This is a genomic window from Carboxylicivirga sp. (assembly GCF_982718395.1).
In genome coordinates this window covers 2,268-28,734 of the sequence record NZ_CEXQWX010000076.1, presented here as the reverse complement: position 1 = coordinate 28,734, position 26,467 = coordinate 2,268, and the positions used below count along the sequence as shown (strand labels likewise).

Below are 26,467 nucleotides of genomic sequence, written 5' to 3'. Positions count from 1 at the left end.
CCACAGGTTCAGACAGGTAAAGAAGGCGAGAAAGTGATTGGTAATATTCAACCGGACTGGACCGGCTCAATCCGACCATCCTTCCAGTACAAGAATGTATCCTTAAGTGCTCTTTTCAACATTAAGCAAGGCGGTGATGTGGTATCAGTTTCCGAATCAATAGCTACATACGCTGGAACCTCAAAAAGAACTGAGCAGCGCAACAACTTTATTTATCCGGGTGTTGTGCCGGATGGTGATGGCGACTACATTCCAAACACAAAAGAGGTAAGTGCACAGCAATATTACCGTTCCATTGGAAACATGGGAGGTGTCGGTGAAGAATTTGTATATGATGCATCATTTGTTAAATGGGGCGAATTATCATTGAGTTATACACTTGGTAAGAATATGATTAAGCGACTTCCGCTTGAGCATTTAAAAGTTTCATTCATTGGTCGCAATCTAACCTACTTATCGAAACACACTCCCGGAACTAGTCCAGAGGTCGGTTTTGACTTATTCTCTCAGGCACATGATTTTTCGTCTGTTCCATACACACGCAGCTTTGGATTTTCTTTAAACGCACGATTCTAATTATTACAGCTATGTTAAAATATACTTCATCTATACTACAAAAAGGATTAATCGCATTGACCTTGTCTTTTGCATTTAATGGTTGTACAGACGGCTGGGAGGAAATGAATAAACCAAATTTCCAGCCGAAGGAAGGAGAGGTTGAAGAACCTGATGATCCGGATGAACCAAAACCAATTGTTGGTGATCCTGGTGATTACATCTTTGAATTTACCTACAACGGTGTCATTGATAATCATCAGCGAACAACCAATTTATACCATGATTTATATGCCCATTACTTTGCCAATAATAAGTTTGAGGCGAGTAACCACTATCTGTATCGCGATGATTGGATGAAATTCCGTTGGGAGCATTTTTATACCGATCGTTTTCAGGAGTTTAAAAATATCATCAAGATCTGTAAGCAGGATACCGATGAGCATTTCCGCAATGCCTACCATATTGCCTGGATTAACTACTACTTCCTGATGAGTTTAATGACAGACACCTATGGACCGATACCTTGTACAAGTGTTATCGATAACATGGAATACGAAATAGCCAAAGATGTTATTGTGGAGGATCCTGATATTTACTACGATACTCAGGAAGAGGTATATGACCGCTTGTTCAAACGGCTGGCTGTTCATCAGGATTCGCTTTTGATTGATGATGATGAAATTTACAATTATAACGAACGGGAAAATATCTATGGTGGTGATCCGCTAAAGTGGAAACGTTTTGCCAACTCTTTACGATTGCGTTTAGCTATGCGTATTGCCAACATCGATCCTGTTCGTGCACAGGTAGAAGCAGAAGAAGCAATTGCCGACGGAGTATTCTTATCTAATGATGATACTTATGCGGTGCATTATAGCTGGCCGAATGACCATGAAAACGATTACTCTTTGGTAGGTTTCCTTTGGGGGGATGTGGTGATGAGTAAGGATTTGGAAATCATGTATAAAACGCAATCCAACCAGCTTGATCCAAGATGTCCTAAGTGCTGGTATCGCAACCTGTCTCCTCATAGTGATATTCTACAGTTCAGAGAAGCACCATTTGGAGACTATGTTGGTAATTACAATGGAGCAGAGAACGTACAGCATGGCGATGATAAATACTCCTACCTGAAATCTAAGATGGGAGAACGAAATGATGATTATTGGTTTGACTATAACCGTCCGATGGAGTGCCTGAATTATGCCGAGGTTTGCTTCTTATTGTCTGAAGCCAGCCTGAGAGGGTGGAACGGAGCCAGTCAGAGTGCAGAAGATTACTATCTGGAAGGGATTCGTTCATCAATGGATTATTACAATGTGCCTCGCCTGGAAACTGAAAGGTATATTGATGGATTGACCAGTCAGCCATTTAGTGGTGGAGATAAAGAAGCCATTCTGGAACAAATCATTAATCAAAAATGGTTAGCAAACTTTCCGAATGGAGCCGAAGGCTGGGCTGATTTCCGAAGAACTGATTATCCAGCTTTATCGCAGATTGTTTCGAACCGCTCCAGTGATGTTGAGCAGGGCAAGTTTATCAAGCGGATCAACTACCCGGTTTCAGAGCACGACTTAAACAGTGATAATGTATACTATCCATATGCCAATGACAGTAAAGGCCAACGTATATGGTGGGATGTTATGGATACACATTCTGGTCCTTACACTCGTAATATGCCCAATAATTTCAGATAATATACTAATTCCAATTCATGTATGAGATGGGTATAAGGCAGACAATCAGACCTTATACTCATTTCTAACACCTCAATTGGAAGAATATTAATAAAAGCTACTAAGCTAACGTAACAATTAAATTAAGTGATTATGAAAAAGAATCTTTTACTTTTGGTTTTGTGTTGCCTCGTGTCGTTCGCACAGGCGCAACAGCCATACGCCGGCTGTTATCACCCCGAAGATTTAAAAAACTGGGTGCCGGGTGAAGATCCCAACGATGTCTTTAACCGCGGTACCATCGCACTTCAGCAGCGATTTGTAAACACCACCATTAAGGCAAATCCTAATTCTACCTTCAGCAATGCACTGGTAGCTCCCGATTTGACATTGGCTAAAGATTGCAGTAAAGGTTATTCGCAAGGACGAAACACCTTTGATGAGATGTATATTTTTAACTATTGGCAATACGTCGATATGGTTATATGGTGGGGCGGTAGCGCAGGCGAAGGAGTCTTCATTTGCCCGACTGCTTCGGCCATTGATGCGGCACACAAAAATGGAGTTAAAATTCTGGGAAACATCTTCTTTGCGCCAGGAGCTTTTGGAGGACAAGCCGAATGGGTTAATCAAACGCTCGAGAAAGATGGAGAAGGAAACTACATTATTGCCGATAAACTGATTGAGTTAGCCAACTATTTTGGTTTCGACGGATGGTTCTTAAATGAAGAAACAAAGCACTTTTCAGATAAAGCAGAATGGGAAAAGTTCTGCGCCTACTATTCTGCAAAAAGCGATTTAGAACTTCAGATGTATAATGCCAGTTCATCATTCAGCTCTTCTAATGGATGGATGCTTCGTAATGGAGCCGGTGAAGAAACCGGTACATCATATTTTGTGAACTATGGAGGTACCGGCGGAGCTGATTCACACATTAGCTATGCACAGTCAATAGGAGCTGAACCATGGGACTTGTTCTATGGAATCAATCAGGGCCTAAGTACCTTCGCAGGTAACTCGGATATTGCCCGTATTGTTGGAAAAGATAATCATAAAGCATCCCTGGCATTATTCCTGGAAAGATCCACGTGGCGTCAGGGTAATAGTGATGATCAGTATGATCTGGATGAAAACTACATTCACAACTTTTTTAATTATTCGACAAAATACTGGGTTGGAACCGAAGATGGTAATGTAACAGAAGACAGGGCATCTCAGGCATGGTCAGGTATTGCAAATTATGTTCCTTCCAGAACTTTTATCCAGTCAAAGCCATTCGTCACTAACTTTAACACAGGTTATGGTATTCGTCGTAATATAAAAGGAACTGATAAGGGTATATCAGGTCAGAAGTGGGTACATCAGGGTATTCAGGATATTTTACCAACATGGAGATGGTGGTGGATGGATGCTGCTAATAAAGAGCTGTCAAGTGAATTGACCTTGAACGAAGCCTATGAAGGTGGAACATCAATCAAAATAAACGGTAACCTAAAGGCCGGCGATGCTAATGAACTGAGGCTTTTCAAAACGCAATTAAGTATTGACAATGGCGACATCTTCAAACTGGTATTTAAAAACGGTGCTGCAGGAGCATCAAACATTAAAGTTGGATTAGCATTCAAAGAAGACAACAATGCCTTTACCTACATTAGTACTGGTCAAGCAACCGGAAGCTGGGATGTTAAGGAGTTAAACCTTTCAGCTTATGCAGGTAAGACATTAAGCATGATATCACTGAAATTTGAATCTACATCAGCCGTTAATAATTTCACAAGTTACATTGGGCAGATGGGCGTGTTAAGCTCCGGAAGCTTATCGTGCAGTGCAGCAACTAACCTTAAAGTACAACGGGAATTAGGTGTTGATAAGGGTGATATTCGTTTAACATGGACAGCAGCAACAGGTGATATACAGCACTATAATATTTATCTGGAGCAAAATGGTACAAAATCGTTAGTTGGACAGACTCCTTCCTGTGCTTTTTACATGTCAGACCTGACAAGAACCAGTCCTTCAGAATCAGGCGTGAAAGTATATGTGACATCCGTAGCCAAAGATTTTGAAGAAAGTGCTCAGGCATCAATTGATGTAAACTGGAAAGAGATACCGGCTCCTGAAGTAAAAATTAAAACCACTTCAAGTTTCTCTAAGGCAAACCAGGAGATAACTTTAACAGCTGTGGCAACCAACTACCCGACATCTTATACCTGGACCATGCCGGCCAGTGCCGTGAAAGTTTCAGAATCAGCTGATAAAAGTGAAGTAGTTTACACTTTCCCAAATGAAGGCGTATATGATATAAAAGTAGAAGTGGCTAATGCAACAGCAACTACTGCATTTACTGCCGAAGGCTTGGTAACTATAAACAATACAGATGAATTATCAAATGTAGCTTTAAATAAGTCAATTGCGGATCATAACGGACACTTTGGTTCGGAGCAGCCTGAGAATTTAATTGATGGTGTAAGTGATCAGGGAGGAAGTGCCAAATGGTGTTTTGGAGGTGAAAAAGAGCATTATGTGATCATCGATTTGGAAGAACCTTACAAGATTTACCGCACAAAGCTATACGACTGTATGGTTAACGAAAACGGACCTAACCTGAATTATTACCGCGCCTATGTCAGCGTGGATAATACAGATGGCAGCTGGACTGAAATTTTCAATGAAGAGAGTCGTGTGGATGATGATATTAAAAATGATCATTTTGCCGGTGTTGTTGGGCGTTATGTCAAGTTAGTACCTTATGATGTTAATGATGCGATCACCATCCGACTTTGGGAATTTGAAGTTTATGGATTGGCAGGTCCGCTTTCAATCACAGAACCAGCTGGATTTTCTTTAGATAAGAATGAATCAAAGAATGTCACAGTTAATTTTGATCTTGGAGGAGAAAGCAAAGCAGCTGACTTTAAGGTTGAGGTATCGGTACCTAATGTGGATGAGCAAGAGGTTATTGCTATTTCAAATGTCCAGGTTAATGGTAATCAGGTAAGCTTCGATGTGCAAGCGAAGAACTATGGTTCAAGTAATTTTATGGTTAAGGTTACCAATAACGGATGGATTGTAACAGCTTCAGCTAAAGTCTCTATTGAAAACTCTGCCTGGTCTAATCTGGCATTAAACCGGACAGCAGATAAAGGTTCTGATAAAGGATATGGTGATGAAATAAACAATATTGCCAATGTGCTGGATGGAGATATGGATACACATTGGGCCGCAAAACTGGGATGTACAGAGTTTATGGTTGATCTTGAGCGTAAATGCAATGTTTACAAGTTCTATGCGAAATTTACAAGCGGTATTGGTTCTTATGGTGGCGGATACAACAAGGCACCGGGGAATGTAACAGTGCGCTATAGTGTTGATAATACGAACTGGAATGAGTTACAGGCCACTGTTGAAGGTGGTGAATTGACAATTGAGGCCAATGGGGTTGAAGCGCAATACATTGAGCTGGTAACTGATTTAGGTGGTTATGATCACATTGGTTTATACGAAGTGATCATTACCGGAGAAGAAAGCACAGCGACATCAATTAATGACGCAGATGCTCAGGCATTACAGGTTAGTATCACACCTAATCCAATTACTTCAGCTTCATCAGTTGAAATGTATATGCCATTTGCCAGTGATGTTCAGATAGATATATTTAATATAGCTGGCAGTCAGGTAGCTCAACTCTCCAAAGGAGTTGTACCTGCAGGTAAACAAAGAATAAACTTGGGGGCAAGCCTGGTAGATGGACTTAAACCAGGTATATACGTTATCGTAATTAACACACCAACGGGCAATAAAGCTCTAAAGGTTATGAAGCGATAATAAACTACTTTTAATATTTAAAGAGGGTGTCCGAAAATTAAATCAGGTAACTATCGCTCTTATCTTATTCACCTCATCCTAACCTTCTCCTCATAGGAGAAGGAATAGTGCAGCTTGGTATACATCAACCAGAATTAAATGCGCTGACCCATGGTATTTTCTCACATCCTCTTCTTTAAGGAGAGGACTGAGGTGAGGTGCTAAGCTATAAATGTCGCAAACTATTAGTTCCCTTTTATAATTTCTTGACTTTCGGACACCCTCTTTATTTCATTTGGCGCTCATATTATGCATAAATACGAAGAAGCAATAGAAGGTGATAGAACTGCTTACCAGGCTCATTATTCGGATCAGGATATTGGTACTATAAATCCCAAATCGATTGTAGAACAATTGGGTTATCAACCCAGAATCCTGGTTATCGATAGTTCATTAGATTCATTTCATCGGATTAACTCCATGCTGCAGTCTTTTTGCAAACCAATATTTGTATCAGCTATTGATGATGCCATTCATAAAGCATTAACAGGTTTACCCGATATTGTTATAATAGGCACCAGTCTTCCTGTTTCTTCAATTATAGCGTTAAGCCAGACCTTAAAGTCAAAAGTGCTTACCAGCCATATCCCCAACATGGTCATCAGCACGAAAGCACCTGTTTCGAATAAAGCTCAATTTTTAGCGGCTGGTGTTGATGCATTAATAGAACAGCCTTATACCAACCATTTTGTACGGCTTTATGTGTGTAATTTGTTAATGAATCGTTTGGTTCTTCGAAGGTACTATACTAATGAATGGGCTTTTGCCAACTCAGTGTCAACTTATTCGTCCGATTCTCATTTTGTTGAGCGTGTTAAAAGTGTTATCGAAAAAAATTATACAAACACCCGATACAATGTATCAGATCTTGTGGTCGATATGGGTATCAGCCGATCCAATTTGTATACGCGCTTAAAAAACCTGACAGGTCAATCTACAAGTGATTTTTTACGATCAATACGTTTAAAAAAAGGAGCAGAACTGTTAAGACAGGGGCATTTAAATGTATCTGAGATAGCCTATAGGGTGGGACTGAGAGATCCAAAATACTTCTCAAAGCAGTTTAAAAAAACGTTTGGAATTACACCTTCGGCATTTCAAAAAGGAGATAAAACAAATGCTGAAATTAGTTAATTTAGAATTCTTCTCGTCTTAAAAACTCCTCTACAACAATTGCATCAGCATCGGCCCAATTAAGCGACTTTAACTGATCTGGTAAGTACCAGCATACCTTCTCGTGCTCCACAGCGTTGAGCTTTCCGCCAGTAATCCGGCAGGTAAAAGGAATCAATTCAATTGTTTTGTCTGGATAGGCATGCGTAATAGCAGTAAGACGCTGGTCAATACTTATCTCTACAGCTAATTCTTCCCTGATTTCGCGTTTGATACAATCTTCCGGCGTTTCGCCTTCATCAATCTTACCTCCCGGGAATTCCCACTTCCAGCTTTGGCTCATTTGCCGGCTTCGAAGAGCCGCTAATATTTTATCTTCATCAATAATAATAGCACAGGTAACCTGTGTTACTTGTTTGGTTGTAGAATTCATTTTACCCCTAAGATCTATACCCCGTCCCTAACAGGATGGTTTAGTGTGATTTTGGATTAGTGGGCATAAAAGTAATAAAACTGATGAATTTCCCAAGTGTGTATAAGGTCTGTTAAAATGTTTTAGAGATATAACATGATGGAAGTATAAGAAGCTTATTGTAGCCAATATCGTTTTCATAACATGTTTGAGCAGAGGGGGAATTGCATATAACATTTGAATATATGCATGAAATATTTTTTGGCATTCATCATTATACTGAAGTTATAATTAAATGAATCGCAAAAAAAAGATAATTTTGAGATCAAAGCTGGTTTAGTAAACCGCGTCATATATCAGAATCATAAACTAAATACCATGGCATTATTGCTTTTCTACCTGTTTCTCGCTCTTTTTGTATCGTTCCTGTGTTCTATAATGGAAGCTGTTTTGTTATCAGCACCGCCATCTTTTTTAATGGTAAAAAAAGAAGAAGGCAAGGCCTGGGCCAGCTATTTTGTCGAAATAAAGAACAATATCGACAAGCCATTATCGGCCATATTGTCACTTAATACAGTTGCCCATACCATTGGAGCAGCTGGAGTGGGGGCGCAGGCTATCAAGGTATTTGGTGAAGCATCCTTTGGGATTGTCTCAGCCGTTTTAACCGTACTGATATTAGTGATCACAGAGATCATTCCTAAAACAATTGGTGCCAATTACTGGAGAGGTTTGGCGCGTTTTTCTGCCCTAACCATCAGAGTGATGGTCTTTATAACCTATCCGTTGGTGATGATGTCGGCTTTTATTACCCGCTTATTATCAAAAGATAAAGGAGAAAGAACAACCAGTCGTGAAGAGATTGCTGCTTTAGCTAATATCGGGGCTGATGAGGGGATTTTTAATGCTAAGGAGAATAAGATCATACAAAACTTGCTGAAGCTTAAAAATATCACTGTAAAGGAGATCATGACACCGCGCGTTGTTGTTGCTGTAGCTGATGAAACAATAGATTTACAGGAATTTCTGGACAATAAAGATTATCTCCGTTTCTCGAGAATACCAGTCTATAGTGATCATGATGAAAACATCAGTGGTTATGTATTTCGCCAGGAAGTATTTGAGAAGCTGGCTGAAGATCAGCATGAGTTAAAGCTTAAAGATATTAAGCGAAAGATTGTGATTGTGCCTTATACCATTGTCTTGTTTGAACTGTGGGAAAAGTTGATGGAACAAAAAGAACACATTGCCTTGGTAGTGGATGAATATGGCGGGCTGGATGGTATTGTAACCATGGAGGATATTATTGAAACCATCCTTGGACTCGAAATAGTTGACGAAACAGATACCATCACCGATATGCAGGAATATGCCCGTCAGCGCTGGAAGAACCGTCAGGCTAAATTTGATCAGATAAGAGGGATCAATAAGGGGAAATAACAGAAGTTGTATGCTTATTCTTGAAGACCCGCTTAGCGCTTAAATGCGCTTAGCGGATAGGAGTGAAAGCCTATTAGGGATTGATTAATGCAAAAAAGCGCCGACAGAACTTTTTCTGCCGACGCCTTCCAAATCTATGAAAAAAAATCGAACTCAGGCAATCAAATCGTCTTCACTGTTAGAGGCCGACTTGGGCGATGGTATACGATAGCGTGCCAGACGGGCCTCGTCATCGGCATAAATTATTTGCGCCATCTGACTAACAGGTACCAGGCAATTGTATAATTCATTTAGTTTCTCAATGCGATCCTGGGTAATCAGTCCACGTTCTTTTTTAAACATCTCCTGATCGGTATTGCTTTGTTTTAAGTTATCGAGCTGCTGTGGCAGATTATCAATTAAGGTCTCACTGCATCCGGCTTCAACCAGTTCAGTTTTATAGTTATTGGTAACTTTAATAAAATCGTCCATAAAAACAACCATGAGCGCATGCTTATTACGCACCTTACGTATATCATTAAAACCAAATTGATTGTGTATAGCTACATTGCCCGGAAACTTTTTCAGCACAAAAAACTTGATGGTACGAAATGAAGTATTGCATGCACCCATTGCATTATTAACGGCTTGAGTTTTTTCGGCCATTTCATCTATAATCACCATATCTGTTTTAATGGCTTGCACTTCGGCAAGGGCATCTTTTATCGTCTGCGGATAGGTATCAGGGAAGGTCGAATCAAAGTGTTTAAAATCAGCGATATCTTTAGGTAAGGTCTCACCTACAACAGCACTAAATTGTTGTAAGTTGGCATCCGATAAATTGTAACTTCTTTCTGTTTTACTCATGTTTGTGTTGTTCTTTAAGTTTGAAAAATTAAAATGTTGGTATTATAAATTCTCATGGGTTTCTGCTAATCCTAATAAAGGAGTTAATAATAAACTGACGATTCTTGTAACTTTTCCCGTCTTATCAATCTTGTTCCAACCATTATTAATGTATATCCATTTGGTCAAATGGCAATAATGGCTGGTTAATCCTTAATAAGCAGTGGTCGGTTATCAATACGCAGTGGTCAAGCCTTCATAATGAATGGCTGACTGTCAATAATCAATGGTCGAACCTTAATAATACCTGGTCAATTATTGATAATGTATGGACGATCATCAATAATCGGTGGTTGAACACCAATAACGAGTGGTTAATCACTGATAATGGTTATAAATTCATAATAAGCATTGCTTGCACCTTCATAATGAAATTGAATTGTTAAGAAGACGTGGTAAAGACTCCATAATGCCTGGTTAGGTATTCAGAAGCATGTAAGAAATAACAAGTGGAGAAAAGGATTTTGGGAATCAATCAGAATGTCAAAGAACGTGTGGCAGCAATCAATATTGCAACCCTACAATGCATCCCGATTCACATATATTTTTATTCCCTTTTAATAAGCTATCGAATGTGAATATAGCTTTTATATCTTAATTGGCAAAATGATATGTAAATAATAATTAAGAATTAACAGTAGGATTGTGTGTTTTTTAATTAGTTTAGGGGGATAATATGAATCTTGCAGTAACCGGTTAAATAGCACCAATAAACCATGAAAGCCAAACAAACTTATTTAAAAGGTAAATCTCTCTTTTTTGTATCGCTGATTGTTATTGCAATAACAATTCTGACAGTTTATTTTACAGGGATCAATTACAACAGAAGTATTACTTCTAACTTTTATATCGCAACAACCATAATCTCAGGGGCGCTCTTTCTTTTTATGACTTATGGCCTTTTTTATGGCATTGGTCTGATTGATAATTTCCCAAAGTTCAAAAGCTTTAAACGAGGTGACTATATCTCCAATGCGGATGTATTACCGGATTTACCGAATATAGATGTTGGTGAAGGCATTGGAGGGTTAATCTTGTCAATCCTATTGTGGATCGGTATAAGTATACTATTTGTGGTATTATTAATTGTACTCGAAGCAGCCTTATGGTTTTCTATATTTATAATAATTGCCATGTTGTATTGGTTATTTTTCAGAGCCTTAAGATTGGTATTTAGTAAATCATCAATTACAAAGAATAACCTTGGTCTTTCTGTAATTTACGCATTGAGTTATACAACAATATACACAGGATGGATTTTTGCGATTGTTTATCTTGTTGAGGCTTTAAAATAAAGGTTCTTGATTAAGAGTTATGAACAATATTATCATAGATAACCCCAATAGATTAAACTAATGACTAAAAAAGATTTCTTTATTCTAATGATTAAGCTGTTCGGATTGTATTCGATTATTACGGCAATGTTTTTTCAACTGCCTCAAAGTATATCATTTGCTTTTGGTGGATTTATAGACGGTATAGATTATTATTCATTGTTATATCTCGGCGTCATCTTATTATTAATAGTTGCCTTATTTGTATTCTTAATATTTAAGTCGCACCATATAGTACGTTTATTAAAGCTTGAACAAGGATTCGATACTGACAATATAGAGTTGGGTAACTTATCTGCCAGGGAAATAATTAAAATTGCGGTGTTGGTTATTGGCGGCTTTTTAATTATTAATAACCTGCCTGTTTTTGTACAGAACACCTTAAATGCATTCTATCACGAGCTACAATTTCAAACAACTGAGTTGATAGATAAATGGAACTGGTTTCTACCAGGTGCCAATGTTTTAATCGGTTATTTGCTAATCACGAATATGGCTTTTGTGGCACGGGTGATTGATGGAAAGAAAGTACGAGTTGATAAAGAAGAGGAAGAATGATTGAATTACAAATACCATATAATGAATCGGTCATTACGCTACAGCATCATTTAATAATGAGATTGGCATTTAAAGGATTTATCAAGGGTTTTAAAGGCATGAGCATAGGTGGATTAGTTATCTTAATTCTTGGGCTGATTGCAGGTTATGACGACGGGCAATATATTAATCCATTTGTATTATTGGGTTCCGCTTTTATTGGTTTCGTAGTTATTCTTGGATTTCCGGCATTAATGATTCGGAAACGATTAAAGAAAGGACTTAAAACTATTTTAAAAGAAGCTGGTAAAAACAAACGAACATCTCATTATACATTCACAGATGAGGGGATGCGTTATTCAAATGGAATTATTTCAAACGAAATAAAATGAGAAGGCATCAAATCTTATACAGTTGTTAAAGACAACATCTTTATCATGCTTTCAAAATCTATAGAGTATTCATATGTTATTGGAAAAGATGAAATTTTGGATGAAGATTTTCTAAGCTTACAAGCGCTTTTGAATAGCAAGACTGAATTTAAAAAGTTTAATTATTAATTCTGTGCACCATTATGTATTTTGAAAATCTACACGAAATCATGCCATATCTTGCGATGGCAGGCATCGTAATAATCCTGATTGTGCAGGTCTATTATCAATCTAAAAACGAAAAATTAGTTAATACATTATTATCTGAATATTACCGCAAGCAAGGAATTGAGGTGACACACATCGCTCAACTCACCATAACAGAGAAACTTAAATATGGTGTGTCCGTCAGTCCGTTTATAAAACTCTATCAGTTTGGTTTCACCATGTTTTCCAATACAGCTGATGCTTTTTATAAGAAGGTTGAAACCGAGACAAGTGACAAGAGTGAGCAAATTCGTTATATCGAGTTTTACATAACAAAAGGTGAAATAAGCAGTTGTGAAGAGTTTGATGTTTATCAATTTTAGATACATTGCATATGAGTTAAGAGTCATTAATCAACCCAAAATCCTTATATAATGCTACACCTTTTAAAATCACTCTCAGTTTTATCAATCCTGTTTCTGGCTGCTTGTTCAGGGATAAATCGAATGCCAAGTACATATGCAAGTGCAACATATGATGCTGATGTAATTGAGCACTCATTATTTGCTTCGCAAGACAAAACAATATCGGAGGAGGATATTCAACGCTTACTAAACGGTCAAATTAAAATTAAGGACTCGCTTCGAATTGCCATTTTTAACTATTCCATTTATTCGCAACGAAACATTTATCCTAAATACTATCGTACGGACGAAGAATACCTGAAAACCCAACAGGCATATATTCATACATTAACCAGCCAAATAGAAAACTGTAAGAAGATTAAGAAAACATTTCTGATGCCATCAATGATGGTCGATACGAAATCATCAATTACTAACCTGCGTGAAACGGCTGTTCGTTTACAAGCTGATCTGTTGTTGGTCTATAACGTTAAAAGTGATATCTATTATAAGTACAAAACCTTTAAGGCTGACGAGGCCAAAGCGTTTGCCACCATCGAATGTTTTTTGATGGATACTCGTACTGGTCTAATACCGTTTACGACCATCACCACAGAAGAAAGCTTTATGAAGAAAACCTCAGACGATTTTACAACCGATGAACTACGTCGAAATACAGAAAAAGAAGCTGTTATAAAAGCCTTGGAAACAATCGGAGTGAGTTTAAATGGATATTTGGAAGGAGCCTGATTGGAATTGGGAGAGTGATGTTACTATTTTTCAGGTTCAATTAATTATCCCAAATTCAGAGTACTCAAAAACCATGTAACTCATGAAACACATGTCTAATAATTCCGATACTCGGCGAGTAACCGAAATAATTACTGTACTAGCTACCGGCTTGGGTAAATTCATCTTTATGGATTACCTGAATTGGAGACTACCGTTTATTATCACAGCAATTGCTGGGTGGTTAGCCTATGTTTGGTGGCGCCAAAAAACTGATCAAACAATATTACAATATTGGGGCTTTAGGCTGGATAACTTTAAGCAGGCTATCAGGTTGGTATTGCCATTTGGTTTATTTGCTTTTATTGGGTTTGTGATTATTGGATTGGTCCAGGAAACCATCAACCTTACCTGGCATATATTACCAATTCTAATTATTTATCCGATTTGGGGAGTGATCCAGCAGTTTTTAGTAATAGCATTGGTGGCAGGTAATCTGAAGGATATCCAGCAACTATCATTAAGTAAACCAATAGTTATTTTACTTACTGCCATATTTTTCGGATTGATACACTACCCATATAACTGGCTGATAATTGGTACTTTTTTATTGGCACTTTTCTATGGCTATGTGTATTTAAGAGTTCGAAACTTATGGGTGTTGGGCTTATTTCACGGATGGTTAGGCGGCTTGTTTTTCTATACAGTGGTTAATCGTGATCCGTTTATCGAAGTTTTTGGTAAATATTTGTAATAGGATACATGATGTCAAAATGTTTCAGGAATGTGAGCAAATAACCTTTAACAAATAAAAGAGATGCAGCTAAAGACCAAACGATTACTATTAAGACCCATTCATATTACAGATGTAGATCGGTTCTATGCTTATCGATCAGATGTTTTAACAAATCAATACCAAGGCTGGATACCCAAAAACAAAAAAGAAGCGAATGATTTTATAGCCAAAACAGCTTCAATAATAAATCAATCAGGTACGTGGTTTCAGTTGGTATTGATGGAAAAGGAAAGTAACACCTTAATTGGCGATGTGGGTATTCACTTTATTGATTATCGCCAGGTGGAGTTGGGCTGCACGCTTGATAAGAAGCATCAAGGAAAAGGCTATGCCACCGAAGCCTTACGGAAGGTAATCGATTACTTATTTAATGACCTGAAAAAGCACCGAATCACTACCTCTATTGATCCGGCTAATGCTTCATCTATTCAGCTGGTGGAACGATTGGATTTTAGAAAGGAAGCCTATTTTGTTGAAAGTCTTTATTTGAATGGGCAATGGTGTGATGATGTTGTGTATGCCCTTTTAAAAAGAGAGTGGAAATAATCTAATATTTGCATTTATTGATGATTTTATTGACACAGGAAATGCAGCCTGTACAATAGCTTAAGAAAAGCTTTAAAACTTGGTATAGTGGAGAAATTAGATCGTGAGATAGCTTGAATAATAAAACAATTAGAAAGGGAAAGAGGTTAATATACACATGAGTCACCAGGAATTCATAATACGCTTGCTTTGTGCATTGATAGCAGGTTTGCTGATTGGTTTTGAGAGAGGCTGGCATCAAAAATCAGCTGGACTTCGGACCAATACATTGGTAGTTGTTGGGTCGGCACTTTATGTAATGTTATCCATTAAACTTACACAAACAGAAGGAGACGTTACCAGGATTATTGCACAAGTTGTAACCGGTATTGGTTTTTTAGGAGCCGGTATTATATTTAAAGAAGGCATAAATGTGCGGGGGTTGACCACAGCTGCAACCGTTTGGTGTAGCTCAGCTATTGGTTGCATGGCAGCAGCAGGCTATTTTCTGGAAACTATTGCCGGCACTGTTGTCATTTTAATCATTAATTATTTTTTGCTGCCTGTTGATAAACGATTATCGGAACGGGACAATGAAAATGAAGGTGTAAAGTAGTAGGTAAACTACAGTTGCCTGGCATTTTGAAAGCACCAGGCAACTTGTATGGTTTTCTGTTTTTGATTGTTTTAAAGCTTTATATAGAAACTGCGCGTATAATCATCTAACCATTTATAAAAAGCCTCAATTTCTTTTATACCTGGTTTAGCATTGTGCCATTTGATAAGATTAGCATTCGTCTTTGAGAAAATAGCTTTTTCAGCCTGTTCCAGTTGCTGGATAATGCCACTGCCTTCGCTATTGATAAGCTCTGATACATTTAAATATTTATATCCGGCCGAACGTTTAATGGGGTAACAACGATCTTTTAATTGCATTGCCAGGGCGTTTAATTCACAGTTTTGATCACTGTCCGCCACTAATACTTCCGGTAAATTTTTTCCGCCTTTAACCCAAACAGGCAAAGCAAGACTTGTATTGGGAAAACCAATCATTGTCCAGATGGTTGATAAATCAGGAGATTCACCATTGGCAACACCTTCAATTAATATGGTCGAGGACGAACCATGGCGGGTAATCATATCGCCTGAATTAACAAAGTGTTGCCCCTTTGGAACAGTACTGTATTCCTCCCGGTAATCAACTTCCATGACTGCATGCTTCAAACATCGTGAGAAATCCTGGATAATGGTCTGGCTATTCAGCTGTCCCATGGCATCTGCCTGGTAAAAAATATCCTGAGCTGTTTGAAAACGGATAAATCCATAGCCAATATCTTTCTTGCCTGTGAAGGAATAGTTGGTACGGATAATATAGCCGTTGGGAGCTTGTGTCGGATCATTGGCATCAAATTTTGTGTAACTACGGTTGTTGACTTCATAAAAAGCCACACCACCTTTAGCATCCAATACACCAAAATGAGCTGCCAGGCCTTTAGGAATAGGACGTTCTTCTATTAACTTCTCAAAATCACCCAGAGTGGTACATTTCATTAAGGCTTCCTTCATAAAAAAGCCTTCCTGATCTTTAAAAGAAGTTGTGTCTTCCAGATTGACATTAAAAGAAGCACTGTTCATTATAGCAAAGCCGGCCGAATTGGAACCTCCCCACACTTGCTCGCCTTTAGCATCGTTGGAGTTAATCATGCCAATGTAGTCATATCGCCCATCGGTGAAATAGCGCATTTTATTTTCAAAGGATTCGGTATCACGCAGTTTCCAGATAATCGGACGACCATTGGCGGTATATTTGCCAGAGATAACGGCAGTAGTACAAGCATCGCTGAAATGAATGCATAACAGCGCAGCAAGAAGTGTTGTTAATAGATTCTTCATGTTGAAATGTTGGATTTAGAAAAGCAAGAAAGCTCTTTGCAGGCTAAAAAACAAAGAGCTTTGTCAGTATTTCAGGGCACTTTAACCAATTGTGGTTGACAGTATGTGCTCATTGCCCGGCTGGATGATAATGGTGTCATCCAAACTATTGGCAGCTTCGACACACAGCATGTTTTTGTAGCCTTCCAGCAAGTCAGGCATTTGCATGGCCAATTCTTCCCCCGGATTCCAGACAACTGTGATACCACTGCCTTGTTTCTCAACAGTTATTTGCTTTTCACCATCATTAATAATGGCTTTACCAGCGGTGATGTAGCGACGATCAGTTCGTTGTCCAAACCTTAGTAACTCGTCTGCCTGAAGACCGGTCGATTGTGCTACATCATCCACATATTCTGTATCGGCTAACCCTTCCAGCGTAACAGTGTTGATATCCGAAATATTAAAGTAAGAGTGCAGAGCGGCACTCACATCAAAAGGTTTGTCATCTTTATTAATGGTTTTAAGCTTAACAGTCAAACGGTTTCCTAATTGAATGACTAATCTTGCTTCAAACTGATAAGGCCAAAGTTTAAGCGTATGTTCATTACTTGAAAGTCCAAGTTCGAGTTGAGTTTCTTCGTCATTCGCTGATGATGAAATCACTTCCCAGGTGGATATACGGGCAAACCCGTGAGATGGTAACGATGGATCAATTGGATGCGCATTAAACCATGGCCAACAGATTGGAATACCGCCACGAATGGCTTTCCCTTCTTTATAGACGGCTTGGGGGCTTACAAAAAGTATTTCTTCACCTGATTCAGAAATATAACTGAGCACATGTGCTCCGTAAAGCGACACTTTAGCAGTAGCTTGTTTGTGTTTTAACTCAGCAATAATAGTGTGTTGAAAATCTTGAAAGGCAAGTTTGTCTTCGATTCCAAATTGATTATTCAGTACTTCCGGATTCATTGTTTGTGTTTTGATTGATCACAAAAGTAGGCAAAAGTTGTGAAGCATACTTAAGGTATATAACTACCTGATAATACAAAAAGAAGGGCCTGGCATTAAGCGCTCAGACCCCGGCTGTATAATTATTTTACCAGATACTAATTTGCGATCAGCTTGCCTTTAATGCTGTCTTCAAATGCCGACAGGGCTGCTTTTGAACCTTCGCCCATGGCAATCACAATTTGTTTGTAAGGCACTACTGACACATCTCCTGCGGCATAAATACCCGGCACATTGGTGCGACAATGTGCATCAATCTCAATTTCTCCCATGCGGTTAGTCTCCACCATATCGGCAAAGACTTTACTATTAGCTTGTAATCCGATTTGAACGAATACACCATCAACATCTACTTTTTCAACCTGCTCAGTTGAACGATGTTTAAACTGCAATGCGTTTACCTTGCTGCCATCGCCGTCAACACTCAATGTTTGTGCATTAGTAATGACATTAACGTTGGAAAGTTCAGACAATTTATCTTTCAGAACCTGATCGCCTTTGAGCGTATCCATAAATTCCAATACAGTCACTTCTGAAGCAATGGCTGATAAATCGATGGCAGCTTCAAGGCCAGAGTTGCCGCCGCCTACAACCACTACTTTTTTGTCCTTATAGAACGGCCCGTCACAATGGGTGCAGAATGCCACACCGGAACCAATGTAATCGTTCTCGCCCGGAACACCCAATTTTCGCCAGCTCGCTCCTGTAGCAATAATAAGTGCGGGTGTAATTAAAGTTTCACCAAGTGATGTCGTCAGATGTTTTTGCCCGTTAATGATTTCCGTTTTTTCAACTAACCGATTCTCCAGGATATCAATCGGATAATCATTCAGGTGCTTCATCAGATTGGCCGATAATTCAGCGCCGGTTGTTTTGGGGACTGAAATCATATTCTCAATGGAAACAGTATCTGTGACCTGACCACCTACATTTTCAGCAACAATAGCTGTTGAAAAACCTTTTCGAGCGGAATAAACGGCTGCTGAAACACCAGCCGGACCACCACCAACTACTATCACATCGTATTCTTTTTTAGCTGATATTTCCGGTTTGAATGAGGTACCAACTTTTTCTTCGATTTTAGTCAATAACTCACCCAATGATGAGCGGCCAACGTGCAGTTGTTCGCCATTGGCATATACCGTTGGAACAGCTTGAATATTCAACGTTTCAACTTCTTCTTTATTGATACCGCCATCAATCAGTTCGTGGCTTATATTTGGGTTGAGAAATGCCATGATATTCAATGACTGAACAACATCGGGACAATTAGTGCAGGTCAGTGAAATATAACTTTTCAATTCAACCTTTGTGCTGATATTTTGAATGCGTTGTGTTAATAATTCATCCGGCAGGTTTTTACCAATACCATCCAGATTCAAAACAGCCAATAATAAAGTTGTGAATTCATGACCAGTAGGCACTGCCCTGAAAGTGACATTTGTGATTTCACCATTTTTAAGGATCGTAAATGCTAAACCTTTACCATTACTTACATCAGTGTCAATTTTATCGGAACAGGCTGCTACATCGTTAAGCAGGTTTATTAATTCGTTTTTATCAGGATGGTTATCTGCGACTGAGATCCGGAAGGTATAGTTGTTCTTCAGGCTGGAGAATACATCACTAACCTGATTTTTTAAAGCTTGTTCTAACATATTTGTCTGTTTTAAAGTTAAGTGTCAAAGGAAGTTGAAGGAGGAAGAATAAGCCAGAAGACCATTGCCTTCTGACTTATCACTACTGATTAATATTATATTTTACCAACCAGATCAATGTTTGGCTTCAAGGTCTCGTTACCTTCTTTCCATTTTGCAGGGCACACTTCCGATGGGTTTTTAGCAACAAATTGCAAAGCTTTCAACTTACGTAAAAGTTCATCGGCATTACGTCCTACATTACCAGCAACAACTTCGTAAGATACAATCTCACCTTCAGGGTTAACGATAAATGTACCGCGTTCGGCCAAACCAACCTCTTCAATCATGACTTCAAATCCACGTGACAGAACTCCAGTAGGATCGGCCAACATTGGATATTGAATCTTCTTGATGGTATCTGAAGTGTCGTGCCATGCTTTGTGTACAAAATGGGTATCGGTTGATACAGAGTAGATTTCTGCACCTGTGGCCTTGAACTCTTCATAAGAGTTGGCTAAATCTTCCAACTCAGTTGGGCAAACAAAAGTAAAATCGGCAGGATAAAAGAAGAATACTGACCATTTACCTAATACATCTTCTTTTTTTACAGTTTTGAAATCGTCGTTTACGTATGCTTGTACTTCAAAATCTACAATCTGTTTTCCAATCTGTGACATAGTTATAATTTTTAATTATTAATGATTTTCGTTGTTTGATTTTTACAGAAGCAAAACTACATCTTACAGTAATATCAATCAAATAGATAGTATTTACCATATGGATAGATGAGATTTATAACAGCATTATATCAGTATTTTACAGTAATTTTTATGAATGAATCAGTCTGTGAAAAAATGAAGGATAAAAACAGATGTTAAGATAGTCTGAATAAGTTTTTGTCATAGTCTGATTGTATAATCTTGTATTATAGTAACTTGAGTTAAGAGCCTTGATAAGCTGCCATTTAACTCTTTTATACAATTCATTTTTATTTATCTTTAATCCCTGTGAGCTTGAAATGTATGCAGTTCAGAAAGAAGAGTGCTTCATGTTAACGGAGCCAAAGAGAGATTTATACGATAACCGACATATTAAATATGCCCATATTAAGTTCGATTATATCACTGGTTAATACACGCCGCCTTTCCCAAATAGAGCACTTTAAGCAGAACCCAGAAGAAGTGCAAAAGGAAGAACTAAAGAAGTTGATAGACACTGCTAAACAGACTTCTTTTGGTAAGGAATTTGATTTTAAAAGCTTTAAAAACTACCAGGATTTTGCCAACCGGGTTCCGGTACGTGATTATGAAGGAGTTCGTCCCTATGTGGAACGATTGCGAAAAGGAGAAAGCAATCTGCTATGGCCGGGTGATATCAAATGGTTTGCAAAAAGCTCCGGCACCACATCTACCAAAAGTAAGTTTATACCTGTTACCAAAGAAACACTGGAAGATTGTCATTTCAGAGGTGGTAAGGATGTGTTGGCGTTATACCTTCAGAATAATCCGGATTCGGACATGTTCAGCGGCAAATGTCTGACTTTGGGTGGCAGTCATCAGATCAATAACTTCAGTAACGATAGTTATTACGGCGATTTATCTGCCATTCTGATTGAGAACCTGCCGTTCTGGACACATTTTGCACGAACTCCGGAACAGTCCATTGCGTTAATGGACGAATGGGAAGCCAAGCTGGAAAAGATTACCGAAACAACCATTAAAGATAATGTAACTTCTCTGGCTGGTGTGCCCAGCTGGTTCCTGGTGCTGATCAAACATATTCTTAAACAAACAGGAAAGTCAAATCTATTGGAGATATGGCCTAATCTGGAATTGTTTATGCATGGCGGCATTAACTTTACCCCTTATCGCAAGCAATACAAAGAGCTGATTCCAACAGATAAGATGAATTACCAGGAAACCTATAACGCGTCAGAAGGTTTTTTTGGTATTCAGGATGATTTATCAGATTCCGGAATGCTGCTGATGTTGGACTATGGTATCTTCTATGAGTTTATCCCGTTAAATGAGATAACGCATCCGCACCCTAATGCAAAAACTATTGAGGATGTTGAGCTGGGTGTTGATTATGCCATGGTGATTACAACCAACAGTGGCTTGTGGCGATATATGATAGGAGATACTGTCCGTTTTACTTCATTGCGTCCTCATAAAATCATTATTACCGGGCGAACCAAACATTACATCAATGCTTTTGGTGAGGAATTGATGATTGAAAATGCCGAACGAGCATTGGAAAAAGCCTGTGCTAAAACACATGCTGTGATTAAGGAATATACAGCAGCTCCTGTTTTTATGGGAGAGGAGACAAAAGGTGCCCACCAGTGGTTGATTGAGTTTGATGAGATGCCGGATTCGTTAGGAAGTTTCACTGAGTTATTGGATAAAACGCTTCAGGAAGTTAACAGCGATTACGAAGCCAAACGTTATAAAAACATCACTCTGGATGGTCCTGATGTTGTAGTTGCACGTCATCACTTGTTTATGGATTGGTTGAAAAGTAAAAATAAGCTGGGTGGACAAAATAAGATACCACGTCTGGCAAATAATCGTGAATATATCGAAGAACTATTGAAGTTGAATCATTAAATAGGTAAGTATGCATATCGCCGTAGCAGGAAATATTGGTTCCGGGAAAACATCGTTAACGGAGTTATTGGCTCACCATTTTGGATGGGAAGCGCATTTTGAAGATGTGGAAGATAATCCTTATCTGGCCGATTTCTATGAAGATATGCCACGTTGGTCATTTAACCTGCAGATTTATTTTTTGAAGAGCCGTTTCTCATCAGTACAGGAAATTCGAAAAGCCGGTAATACAGTTATTCAAGATCGTACTATATATGAAGATGCCTACATATTTGCGCCCAATTTGTTTGATATGGGCTTAATGAGCCGTCGTGATTTTGAGAATTATGAATCACTTTTTGAGGTGATGAGTGATATGGTAAAGGCACCTGATTTATTGATTTATCTGCGGGCATCCATACCTACTTTGGTTGAACAGATACAAACGCGAGGCCGTGACTATGAAAACAATATTCGCCTTGATTATCTGAAGCGCTTAAACGAGCGTTATGAGGCCTGGATTGAAAAATATTCAAAAGGTAAGCTGTTAATCATTGATGCCAACGAAATGGACTTTATCAAGAATAAAGCAGATCTAAGCATGATTATCGATAAAGTAAATGCCGAATTGCATGGGTTATTTTAGTCAGTAGAAAACAATCAGCAGATTAATAAAGAAGTGAGTAATGAGATTTGAGTAGTGAGAAAATTACAATGCGTAAAAATAAATTCGACAAACTAACAATACAGCCAGATAACAGCAGAATATTATAACCCAAACAACAATCCAATATTCAGGCTGATCTGATTCTGTTTCTCATGTGGATTCTCAGTGTAAACAGGATCAGCATCTGGATAATAGATCGCTTCCATTTGCGCAATCACATCCATTTGGACGTGAATATCCAAAAGAGTCTTTCGAGATAGCTCAAATAACATTCCCAGTTGAGGTGCTACTCCAGGTTTCCAGTGTTTAGCCGTATAAGTAATGGAACTGTTTGTGATACTATTCGCGGCAAAGTCAATTGAATTGATCAGATAATAGGCACCAAACGAAAGTCCGATATAAGGTCGAATTTCATCATGACTAAAATAGTAAGTGCCATTAAGTAATGTGCGGATGGTCTGGTAAGATGCACTTACATCACCATAGTTATCAACATTCCAGAACTCACTACCGTCCTGATATTGATAACCAAAATCGCATCCAAGCGATAAACGTTCGTTATAGAACCATTTACCTATAAATGCCGCTTGCCCGCCGTTCTTCGAAACATCTTTAAAACCCAACTCATCAGATGATCTGCCAATGTTTGTTGGAAAGGAATAGCCAAGTTTACCACCAATGAAGTAATCTTGAGCTGAGGTGATTATTGTGAATGTGAATAACAATATCAGAAGTGATAAATTTCGCATACCTTGTTTTTGCTTATCGCCATGAAAATAGAAAATGTTTATTAGTTTTGATGAGTCCCATTTGAATTTATAACCAAAACTTCGAGTTTCGACCTTCGAACTCGATGCTAAATCTATTTTTATGTCATTTCTAGGAAACATTATCTGGTTACTGTTTGGTGGTTTATTAACGGCCATTGAATATTTCATTGCCAGCCTTTTATTAATGCTAACCATTATTGGAATACCATTCGGATTACAAACCATGAAGCTAGGCGTATTGGCCTTATGGCCATTTGGCAGTCAAGTGATTGATAAACCTCAAGCTGGCGGATGCTTAAATACTTTGATGAATGTGATCTGGATTTTTGTTGGTGGTATCTGGATATCGTTATCTCACTTGGTATTTGGAATATTATTAGCAATAACCATTATCGGTATTCCTTTTGCCCGTCAGCACTTTAAACTGGCACACATTGCTTTGGTGCCGTTTGGGAAAGAGGTACGATAACAATATTGCGCAATAAAAAAGAGCAGCTCTATCGAACTGCTCTTTCTATTTTTTTGCAAGATGTAAATCAGTCTTGGTACTCACATCTTGATACTGTGTACTTATTAGTCAATCACTTTCAATTCTTTACCAATCTTAATAAAGGCCGCAATGGCTTTATCTAAGTGGTGCTTTTCATGAGCAGCTGATAACTGAATGCGAATGCGCGCCTCTCCTTTTGGTACTACCGGATAGTAGAAACCGATTACATAAATACCTTCATCGAGTAATTTGGCTGCAAACTCTTGCGATAGCTTGGCATCGTACAACATCAAGGCCGCAATGGCCGACTTACTTGGTTTTAAATCAAATCCTGCAGCTTCTAACTGAGCTCTGAAATATTCAGCATTATCCATCACCTTGTCGCGATATTCTGTCGACTCGGTTAACATCTCAAATATTTCTAATGAAGCACCAATAATGGCAGGAGCCAATGAATTTGAGAACAAATATGGGCGAGAACGCTGGCGCAACATGTCAATAATTTCTTTTTTACCGGTTGTAAATCCGCCCAAAGCACCACCTAAAGCCTTACCAAGTGTACCTGTGATAATATCGACACGACCCATCACATTGTTATACTCGTGTGTTCCGCGACCAGTTTTACCAATAAAACCTGCCGAGTGGCAATCATCAACCATCACTAATGCATCGTACTTATCGGCTAAATCACAAATCTGATCCAATTTAGCGATGTCGCCATCCATCGAGAAAACACCATCGGTTACAATAATTCTGAAACGCTGCTCTTGTGCTTTGATTAATTGCTCTTCCAAATCAGCCATATCGGCATGCTTATAGCGGTAGCGAGCTGCCTTACATAAACGAACACCGTCAATAATGGAGGCGTGGTTTAATGCATCAGAGATGATTGCATCTTCAGCTGTAAATAATGGTTCAAAAACACCACCATTTGCATCAAAACATGCTGCGTATAAAATCGTGTCTTCTGTGCCTACGAACTCTGCTATTTTTGCTTCAAGTTGCTTATGAATATCTTGTGTTCCGCAAATAAAGCGAACAGAAGATAAACCATAACCATGTGTGTCCATTGCTTTTTGAGCCGCTTTCACAACACGCGGGTGCGATGACAAACCTAAATAGTTATTGGCACAAAAGTTAAGAACCTGCTTACCACCCACTTCTATCTCAGCTCCCTGAGGTGAAGTAATGATTCGCTCACTCTTATAAAGGCCCGATTCCTTGATGGCTTCAATCTCCTTAACAAGAAAATCCTGAAATTTACCGTACATGACTCTAATTTTACAGTGTGATTAATCGAATTGAAGTTCAAAATTAAGGGCAAGTTCATTAAAGAACAATGATAAAAACCACATTTTAGCCTTTCGTTTTAATTTAATTCACCTTTTATAAGCTTATGAATCCCGCTCCAAATACTTTCGTTCATCTTTGGGCCGATTACTTCAATAACATGTCCTGATAAAATAGAACCGATCTTGCCACACTTTTCTAAAGGTAATTCCCGGATTAATCCAAACAAAAAGCCGGCAGCATATAAATCGCCTGCCCCGGTTGTATCCACACTATTGGCAGGGATAATGCCAACTTTAACAATTTCATTGTCGCGTTTGATCATTGAGCCTTCTTTGCCAAGCTTTAAGATGGCAACCTGTGTGCCTTCAGCTAACAAATGCAAAGCTTCTTCACCTTCTTTACCGGTGTATGCTTTAGCTTCTTCTTCATTGGCAAAAACAATATCAACATAGTTATGAATCAGTTTGGTGAGGAATTCAAGGTTATCTTCCACAACATTAAAGCTGGCAAGATCAATGCTGGTGATCAGACCGTTGGCTTTTGCCATTTTATAGGCTTTTTCAATTAAGGTTTTATTCTGAACCAGGTAACCTTCCACATGAAAATATTTGTAGTTTTTAAACAGTTCATCTACAATGTCATCTTGTGATAGCTCTACCGCAGCACCAAGGAAAGTGGCAAATGTACGTTCTGAATCCGGACTGATCAGCGCATTGGCATGACCACTTTGTGTTTCTGATTCCAACAGGTGAGGGGTAATGTTGTGTTCGGTCATATCAGTTTTGAAAACTTGTCCAAGTTCATCTTTACCAATTTTGCCAATAAATCCTGTTTTGACACCTAAGCTTGCAAGCCCATGGATTGTGTTTGCAGCTGATCCACCACTGGCTAAATCTTTTTTAATATGAGAAGTGGCTTCTTTAACTTTATTAGCTGCTGCTTCGTCAACTAATTGCATACTTCCCTTAGGTAAATTCAATTCCGCCAATAATTGATCATTTTCCAAGCGGGCTAAAATATCTACTAGGGCATTTCCTAATCCTAATACACTGCTCATACTTAATTGTTTAATATTTTTGGGTAAATATATTCTGAAAATTTTCGACAAAGATATTGCATATTTTGAAGATTCCTTATAGTTTTGCAACGCATTTGACGGAAATGCCTCCTGAAATAAGGAGTTCAAGACATCTTGAAACACTAAATTCCCTAGTAGCTCAGTTGGTTAGAGCGGCGGACTGTTAATCCGTAGGTCGTAGGTTCAAGTCCTACCTGGGGAGCT

General features: G+C 38.6%; 24 protein-coding genes, 1 tRNA gene and 1 pseudogene. 17 read left to right on the top strand and 9 right to left on the bottom strand.

Annotation, left to right across the window (positions count from 1 at the left end):
* From AC4MRQ_RS14585 to AC4MRQ_RS14570, 4 genes and pseudogenes are all read left to right on the top strand, one after another.
* Positions 1–576, top strand: a pseudogene (locus AC4MRQ_RS14585) (SusC/RagA family TonB-linked outer membrane protein); the annotation flags it as partial.
* A gap of 11 nt (positions 577–587) precedes the next feature.
* Positions 588–2,255, top strand: coding sequence for a SusD/RagB family nutrient-binding outer membrane lipoprotein (locus tag AC4MRQ_RS14580; RefSeq protein ID WP_491198422.1), 1,668 nt, complete (start codon positions 588–590; stop codon positions 2,253–2,255).
* A gap of 132 nt (positions 2,256–2,387) precedes the next feature.
* Positions 2,388–6,059 (top strand): endo-beta-N-acetylglucosaminidase, encoded by a 3,672-nt coding sequence (locus AC4MRQ_RS14575; protein WP_491198421.1) that lies wholly within the window; start codon positions 2,388–2,390, stop codon positions 6,057–6,059.
* Positions 6,060–6,347: 288 nt separating this feature from the next.
* Positions 6,348–7,232, top strand: coding sequence for an AraC family transcriptional regulator (locus AC4MRQ_RS14570; RefSeq protein WP_491198420.1), 885 nt, complete (start codon positions 6,348–6,350; stop codon positions 7,230–7,232).
* 1 nt (position 7,233) lies between these two features.
* Here AC4MRQ_RS14570 and AC4MRQ_RS14565 read toward each other — a convergent pair whose 3' ends face one another.
* Complete coding sequence (locus AC4MRQ_RS14565) at positions 7,234–7,644, bottom strand: (deoxy)nucleoside triphosphate pyrophosphohydrolase (protein ID WP_491198419.1); 411 nt, start codon at positions 7,642–7,644, stop codon at positions 7,234–7,236.
* A 357-nt stretch (positions 7,645–8,001) separates the two neighbouring features.
* Here AC4MRQ_RS14565 and AC4MRQ_RS14560 point away from each other — a divergent pair, with 357 nt between their 5' ends.
* Positions 8,002–9,063: a CNNM domain-containing protein gene (locus AC4MRQ_RS14560; RefSeq protein WP_491198418.1), complete on the top strand. Its 1,062-nt coding sequence runs from the start codon at positions 8,002–8,004 to the stop codon at positions 9,061–9,063.
* 153 nt (positions 9,064–9,216) lie between these two features.
* On the opposite strand, the gene AC4MRQ_RS14555 is transcribed toward AC4MRQ_RS14560, so the two are convergent.
* The gene (locus AC4MRQ_RS14555; protein ID WP_491198417.1) at positions 9,217–9,909 is read right to left on the bottom strand and encodes a hypothetical protein; all 693 of its coding nucleotides are present in this window, start codon (positions 9,907–9,909) and stop codon (positions 9,217–9,219) included.
* Between the two features lie 755 nt (positions 9,910–10,664).
* On the opposite strand from AC4MRQ_RS14555, the gene AC4MRQ_RS14550 reads away from it, so the two are divergent.
* From AC4MRQ_RS14550 to AC4MRQ_RS14515, 8 genes are all read left to right on the top strand, one after another.
* Positions 10,665–11,243 (top strand): hypothetical protein, encoded by a 579-nt coding sequence (locus AC4MRQ_RS14550; protein ID WP_491198416.1) that lies wholly within the window; start codon positions 10,665–10,667, stop codon positions 11,241–11,243.
* A gap of 60 nt (positions 11,244–11,303) precedes the next feature.
* Positions 11,304–11,840 carry a hypothetical protein gene (locus AC4MRQ_RS14545; RefSeq protein ID WP_491198415.1) on the top strand — a complete coding sequence of 179 codons (537 nt, stop codon included), beginning with the start codon at positions 11,304–11,306 and terminating at the stop codon, positions 11,838–11,840.
* Entirely contained in the window at positions 11,837–12,211 is a 375-nt protein-coding gene (locus tag AC4MRQ_RS14540) for a hypothetical protein (RefSeq protein WP_491198414.1), read from the top strand. Before AC4MRQ_RS14545 ends, AC4MRQ_RS14540 begins: the two co-directional genes overlap by 4 nt.
* Positions 12,212–12,420: 209 nt before the next feature.
* Positions 12,421–12,780, top strand: a complete 360-nt coding sequence (locus AC4MRQ_RS14535; protein ID WP_491198413.1) for a hypothetical protein — start codon at positions 12,421–12,423, stop codon at positions 12,778–12,780.
* A 51-nt stretch (positions 12,781–12,831) separates the two neighbouring features.
* Positions 12,832–13,551 (top strand): hypothetical protein, encoded by a 720-nt coding sequence (locus tag AC4MRQ_RS14530; RefSeq protein WP_491198412.1) that lies wholly within the window; start codon positions 12,832–12,834, stop codon positions 13,549–13,551.
* A gap of 82 nt (positions 13,552–13,633) precedes the next feature.
* Entirely contained in the window at positions 13,634–14,284 is a 651-nt protein-coding gene (locus AC4MRQ_RS14525) for a CPBP family intramembrane glutamic endopeptidase (RefSeq protein WP_491198411.1), read from the top strand.
* 63 nt (positions 14,285–14,347) lie between these two features.
* The gene (locus tag AC4MRQ_RS14520; protein ID WP_491198410.1) at positions 14,348–14,872 is read left to right on the top strand and encodes a GNAT family N-acetyltransferase; all 525 of its coding nucleotides are present in this window, start codon (positions 14,348–14,350) and stop codon (positions 14,870–14,872) included.
* A gap of 157 nt (positions 14,873–15,029) precedes the next feature.
* Positions 15,030–15,467, top strand: coding sequence for an MgtC/SapB family protein (locus AC4MRQ_RS14515; protein WP_491198409.1), 438 nt, complete (start codon positions 15,030–15,032; stop codon positions 15,465–15,467).
* Positions 15,468–15,538: 71 nt separating this feature from the next.
* Here the strand turns inward: AC4MRQ_RS14515 and AC4MRQ_RS14510 are convergent, their stop codons facing one another.
* From AC4MRQ_RS14510 to ahpC, 4 genes are all read right to left on the bottom strand, one after another.
* Positions 15,539–16,744, bottom strand: coding sequence for a carcinine hydrolase/isopenicillin-N N-acyltransferase family protein (locus tag AC4MRQ_RS14510; protein WP_491198408.1), 1,206 nt, complete (start codon positions 16,742–16,744; stop codon positions 15,539–15,541).
* Between the two features lie 81 nt (positions 16,745–16,825).
* Entirely contained in the window at positions 16,826–17,698 is an 873-nt protein-coding gene (locus tag AC4MRQ_RS14505) for a D-hexose-6-phosphate mutarotase (RefSeq protein ID WP_491198407.1), read from the bottom strand.
* A gap of 137 nt (positions 17,699–17,835) precedes the next feature.
* Positions 17,836–19,395 carry an alkyl hydroperoxide reductase subunit F gene (gene ahpF, locus AC4MRQ_RS14500; protein WP_491198406.1) on the bottom strand — a complete coding sequence of 520 codons (1,560 nt, stop codon included), beginning with the start codon at positions 19,393–19,395 and terminating at the stop codon, positions 17,836–17,838.
* Positions 19,396–19,490: 95 nt separating this feature from the next.
* Positions 19,491–20,054 (bottom strand): alkyl hydroperoxide reductase subunit C, encoded by a 564-nt coding sequence (ahpC, locus tag AC4MRQ_RS14495; protein ID WP_491198405.1) that lies wholly within the window; start codon positions 20,052–20,054, stop codon positions 19,491–19,493.
* A 420-nt stretch (positions 20,055–20,474) separates the two neighbouring features.
* On the opposite strand from ahpC, the gene AC4MRQ_RS14490 reads away from it, so the two are divergent.
* Together AC4MRQ_RS14490 and AC4MRQ_RS14485 are read left to right on the top strand one after the other, a co-directional pair.
* On the top strand, positions 20,475–21,986 hold the full coding sequence (locus AC4MRQ_RS14490) for a GH3 auxin-responsive promoter family protein (protein WP_491198404.1): 1,512 nt from the start codon (positions 20,475–20,477) through the stop codon (positions 21,984–21,986).
* A gap of 10 nt (positions 21,987–21,996) precedes the next feature.
* A complete protein-coding gene (locus AC4MRQ_RS14485) occupies positions 21,997–22,611 on the top strand; it encodes a deoxynucleoside kinase (RefSeq protein ID WP_491198403.1) in 615 nt (204 codons plus the stop codon).
* A gap of 122 nt (positions 22,612–22,733) precedes the next feature.
* On the opposite strand, the gene AC4MRQ_RS14480 is transcribed toward AC4MRQ_RS14485, so the two are convergent.
* Positions 22,734–23,381: a hypothetical protein gene (locus AC4MRQ_RS14480; protein WP_491198402.1), complete on the bottom strand. Its 648-nt coding sequence runs from the start codon at positions 23,379–23,381 to the stop codon at positions 22,734–22,736.
* 121 nt (positions 23,382–23,502) lie between these two features.
* Here AC4MRQ_RS14480 and AC4MRQ_RS14475 point away from each other — a divergent pair, with 121 nt between their 5' ends.
* A complete protein-coding gene (locus tag AC4MRQ_RS14475; protein WP_491198401.1) occupies positions 23,503–23,871 on the top strand; it encodes a YccF domain-containing protein in 369 nt (122 codons plus the stop codon).
* A gap of 104 nt (positions 23,872–23,975) precedes the next feature.
* On the opposite strand, the gene kbl is transcribed toward AC4MRQ_RS14475, so the two are convergent.
* Positions 23,976–25,163, bottom strand: coding sequence for a glycine C-acetyltransferase (gene kbl, locus AC4MRQ_RS14470; protein WP_491198400.1), 1,188 nt, complete (start codon positions 25,161–25,163; stop codon positions 23,976–23,978).
* A 98-nt stretch (positions 25,164–25,261) separates the two neighbouring features.
* Positions 25,262–26,242 carry an adenosine kinase gene (locus tag AC4MRQ_RS14465; RefSeq protein ID WP_491198399.1) on the bottom strand — a complete coding sequence of 327 codons (981 nt, stop codon included), beginning with the start codon at positions 26,240–26,242 and terminating at the stop codon, positions 25,262–25,264.
* A gap of 149 nt (positions 26,243–26,391) precedes the next feature.
* Here AC4MRQ_RS14465 and AC4MRQ_RS14460 point away from each other — a divergent pair.
* Positions 26,392–26,465: transfer RNA gene (locus AC4MRQ_RS14460), tRNA-Asn, on the top strand.
* The last annotated feature ends 2 nt before the right edge of the window (positions 26,466–26,467 follow it).

Coding starts and splice junctions, on each gene's coding strand:
- AC4MRQ_RS14510 (WP_491198408.1), bottom strand. CDS start 16,744: ATGAAGAATCTATTAACAACACTTCTTGCTGCGCTGTTATGCATTCAT.
- AC4MRQ_RS14475 (WP_491198401.1), top strand. CDS start 23,503: ATGTCATTTCTAGGAAACATTATCTGGTTACTGTTTGGTGGTTTATTA.
- AC4MRQ_RS14580 (WP_491198422.1), top strand. CDS start 588: ATGTTAAAATATACTTCATCTATACTACAAAAAGGATTAATCGCATTG.
- AC4MRQ_RS14520 (WP_491198410.1), top strand. CDS start 14,348: ATGCAGCTAAAGACCAAACGATTACTATTAAGACCCATTCATATTACA.
- AC4MRQ_RS14570 (WP_491198420.1), top strand. CDS start 6,348: ATGCATAAATACGAAGAAGCAATAGAAGGTGATAGAACTGCTTACCAG.
- AC4MRQ_RS14525 (WP_491198411.1), top strand. CDS start 13,634: ATGAAACACATGTCTAATAATTCCGATACTCGGCGAGTAACCGAAATA.
- AC4MRQ_RS14550 (WP_491198416.1), top strand. CDS start 10,665: ATGAAAGCCAAACAAACTTATTTAAAAGGTAAATCTCTCTTTTTTGTA.
- ahpC (WP_491198405.1), bottom strand. CDS start 20,054: ATGTCACAGATTGGAAAACAGATTGTAGATTTTGAAGTACAAGCATAC.
- AC4MRQ_RS14505 (WP_491198407.1), bottom strand. CDS start 17,698: ATGAATCCGGAAGTACTGAATAATCAATTTGGAATCGAAGACAAACTT.
- AC4MRQ_RS14555 (WP_491198417.1), bottom strand. CDS start 9,909: ATGAGTAAAACAGAAAGAAGTTACAATTTATCGGATGCCAACTTACAA.
- AC4MRQ_RS14515 (WP_491198409.1), top strand. CDS start 15,030: ATGAGTCACCAGGAATTCATAATACGCTTGCTTTGTGCATTGATAGCA.
- AC4MRQ_RS14545 (WP_491198415.1), top strand. CDS start 11,304: ATGACTAAAAAAGATTTCTTTATTCTAATGATTAAGCTGTTCGGATTG.
- ahpF (WP_491198406.1), bottom strand. CDS start 19,395: ATGTTAGAACAAGCTTTAAAAAATCAGGTTAGTGATGTATTCTCCAGC.
- AC4MRQ_RS14565 (WP_491198419.1), bottom strand. CDS start 7,644: ATGAATTCTACAACCAAACAAGTAACACAGGTTACCTGTGCTATTATT.
- AC4MRQ_RS14490 (WP_491198404.1), top strand. CDS start 20,475: ATGCCCATATTAAGTTCGATTATATCACTGGTTAATACACGCCGCCTT.
- AC4MRQ_RS14530 (WP_491198412.1), top strand. CDS start 12,832: ATGCTACACCTTTTAAAATCACTCTCAGTTTTATCAATCCTGTTTCTG.
- AC4MRQ_RS14560 (WP_491198418.1), top strand. CDS start 8,002: ATGGCATTATTGCTTTTCTACCTGTTTCTCGCTCTTTTTGTATCGTTC.
- AC4MRQ_RS14535 (WP_491198413.1), top strand. CDS start 12,421: ATGCCATATCTTGCGATGGCAGGCATCGTAATAATCCTGATTGTGCAG.
- AC4MRQ_RS14465 (WP_491198399.1), bottom strand. CDS start 26,242: ATGAGCAGTGTATTAGGATTAGGAAATGCCCTAGTAGATATTTTAGCC.
- AC4MRQ_RS14575 (WP_491198421.1), top strand. CDS start 2,388: ATGAAAAAGAATCTTTTACTTTTGGTTTTGTGTTGCCTCGTGTCGTTC.
- AC4MRQ_RS14485 (WP_491198403.1), top strand. CDS start 21,997: ATGCATATCGCCGTAGCAGGAAATATTGGTTCCGGGAAAACATCGTTA.
- AC4MRQ_RS14480 (WP_491198402.1), bottom strand. CDS start 23,381: ATGCGAAATTTATCACTTCTGATATTGTTATTCACATTCACAATAATC.
- AC4MRQ_RS14540 (WP_491198414.1), top strand. CDS start 11,837: ATGATTGAATTACAAATACCATATAATGAATCGGTCATTACGCTACAG.
- kbl (WP_491198400.1), bottom strand. CDS start 25,163: ATGTACGGTAAATTTCAGGATTTTCTTGTTAAGGAGATTGAAGCCATC.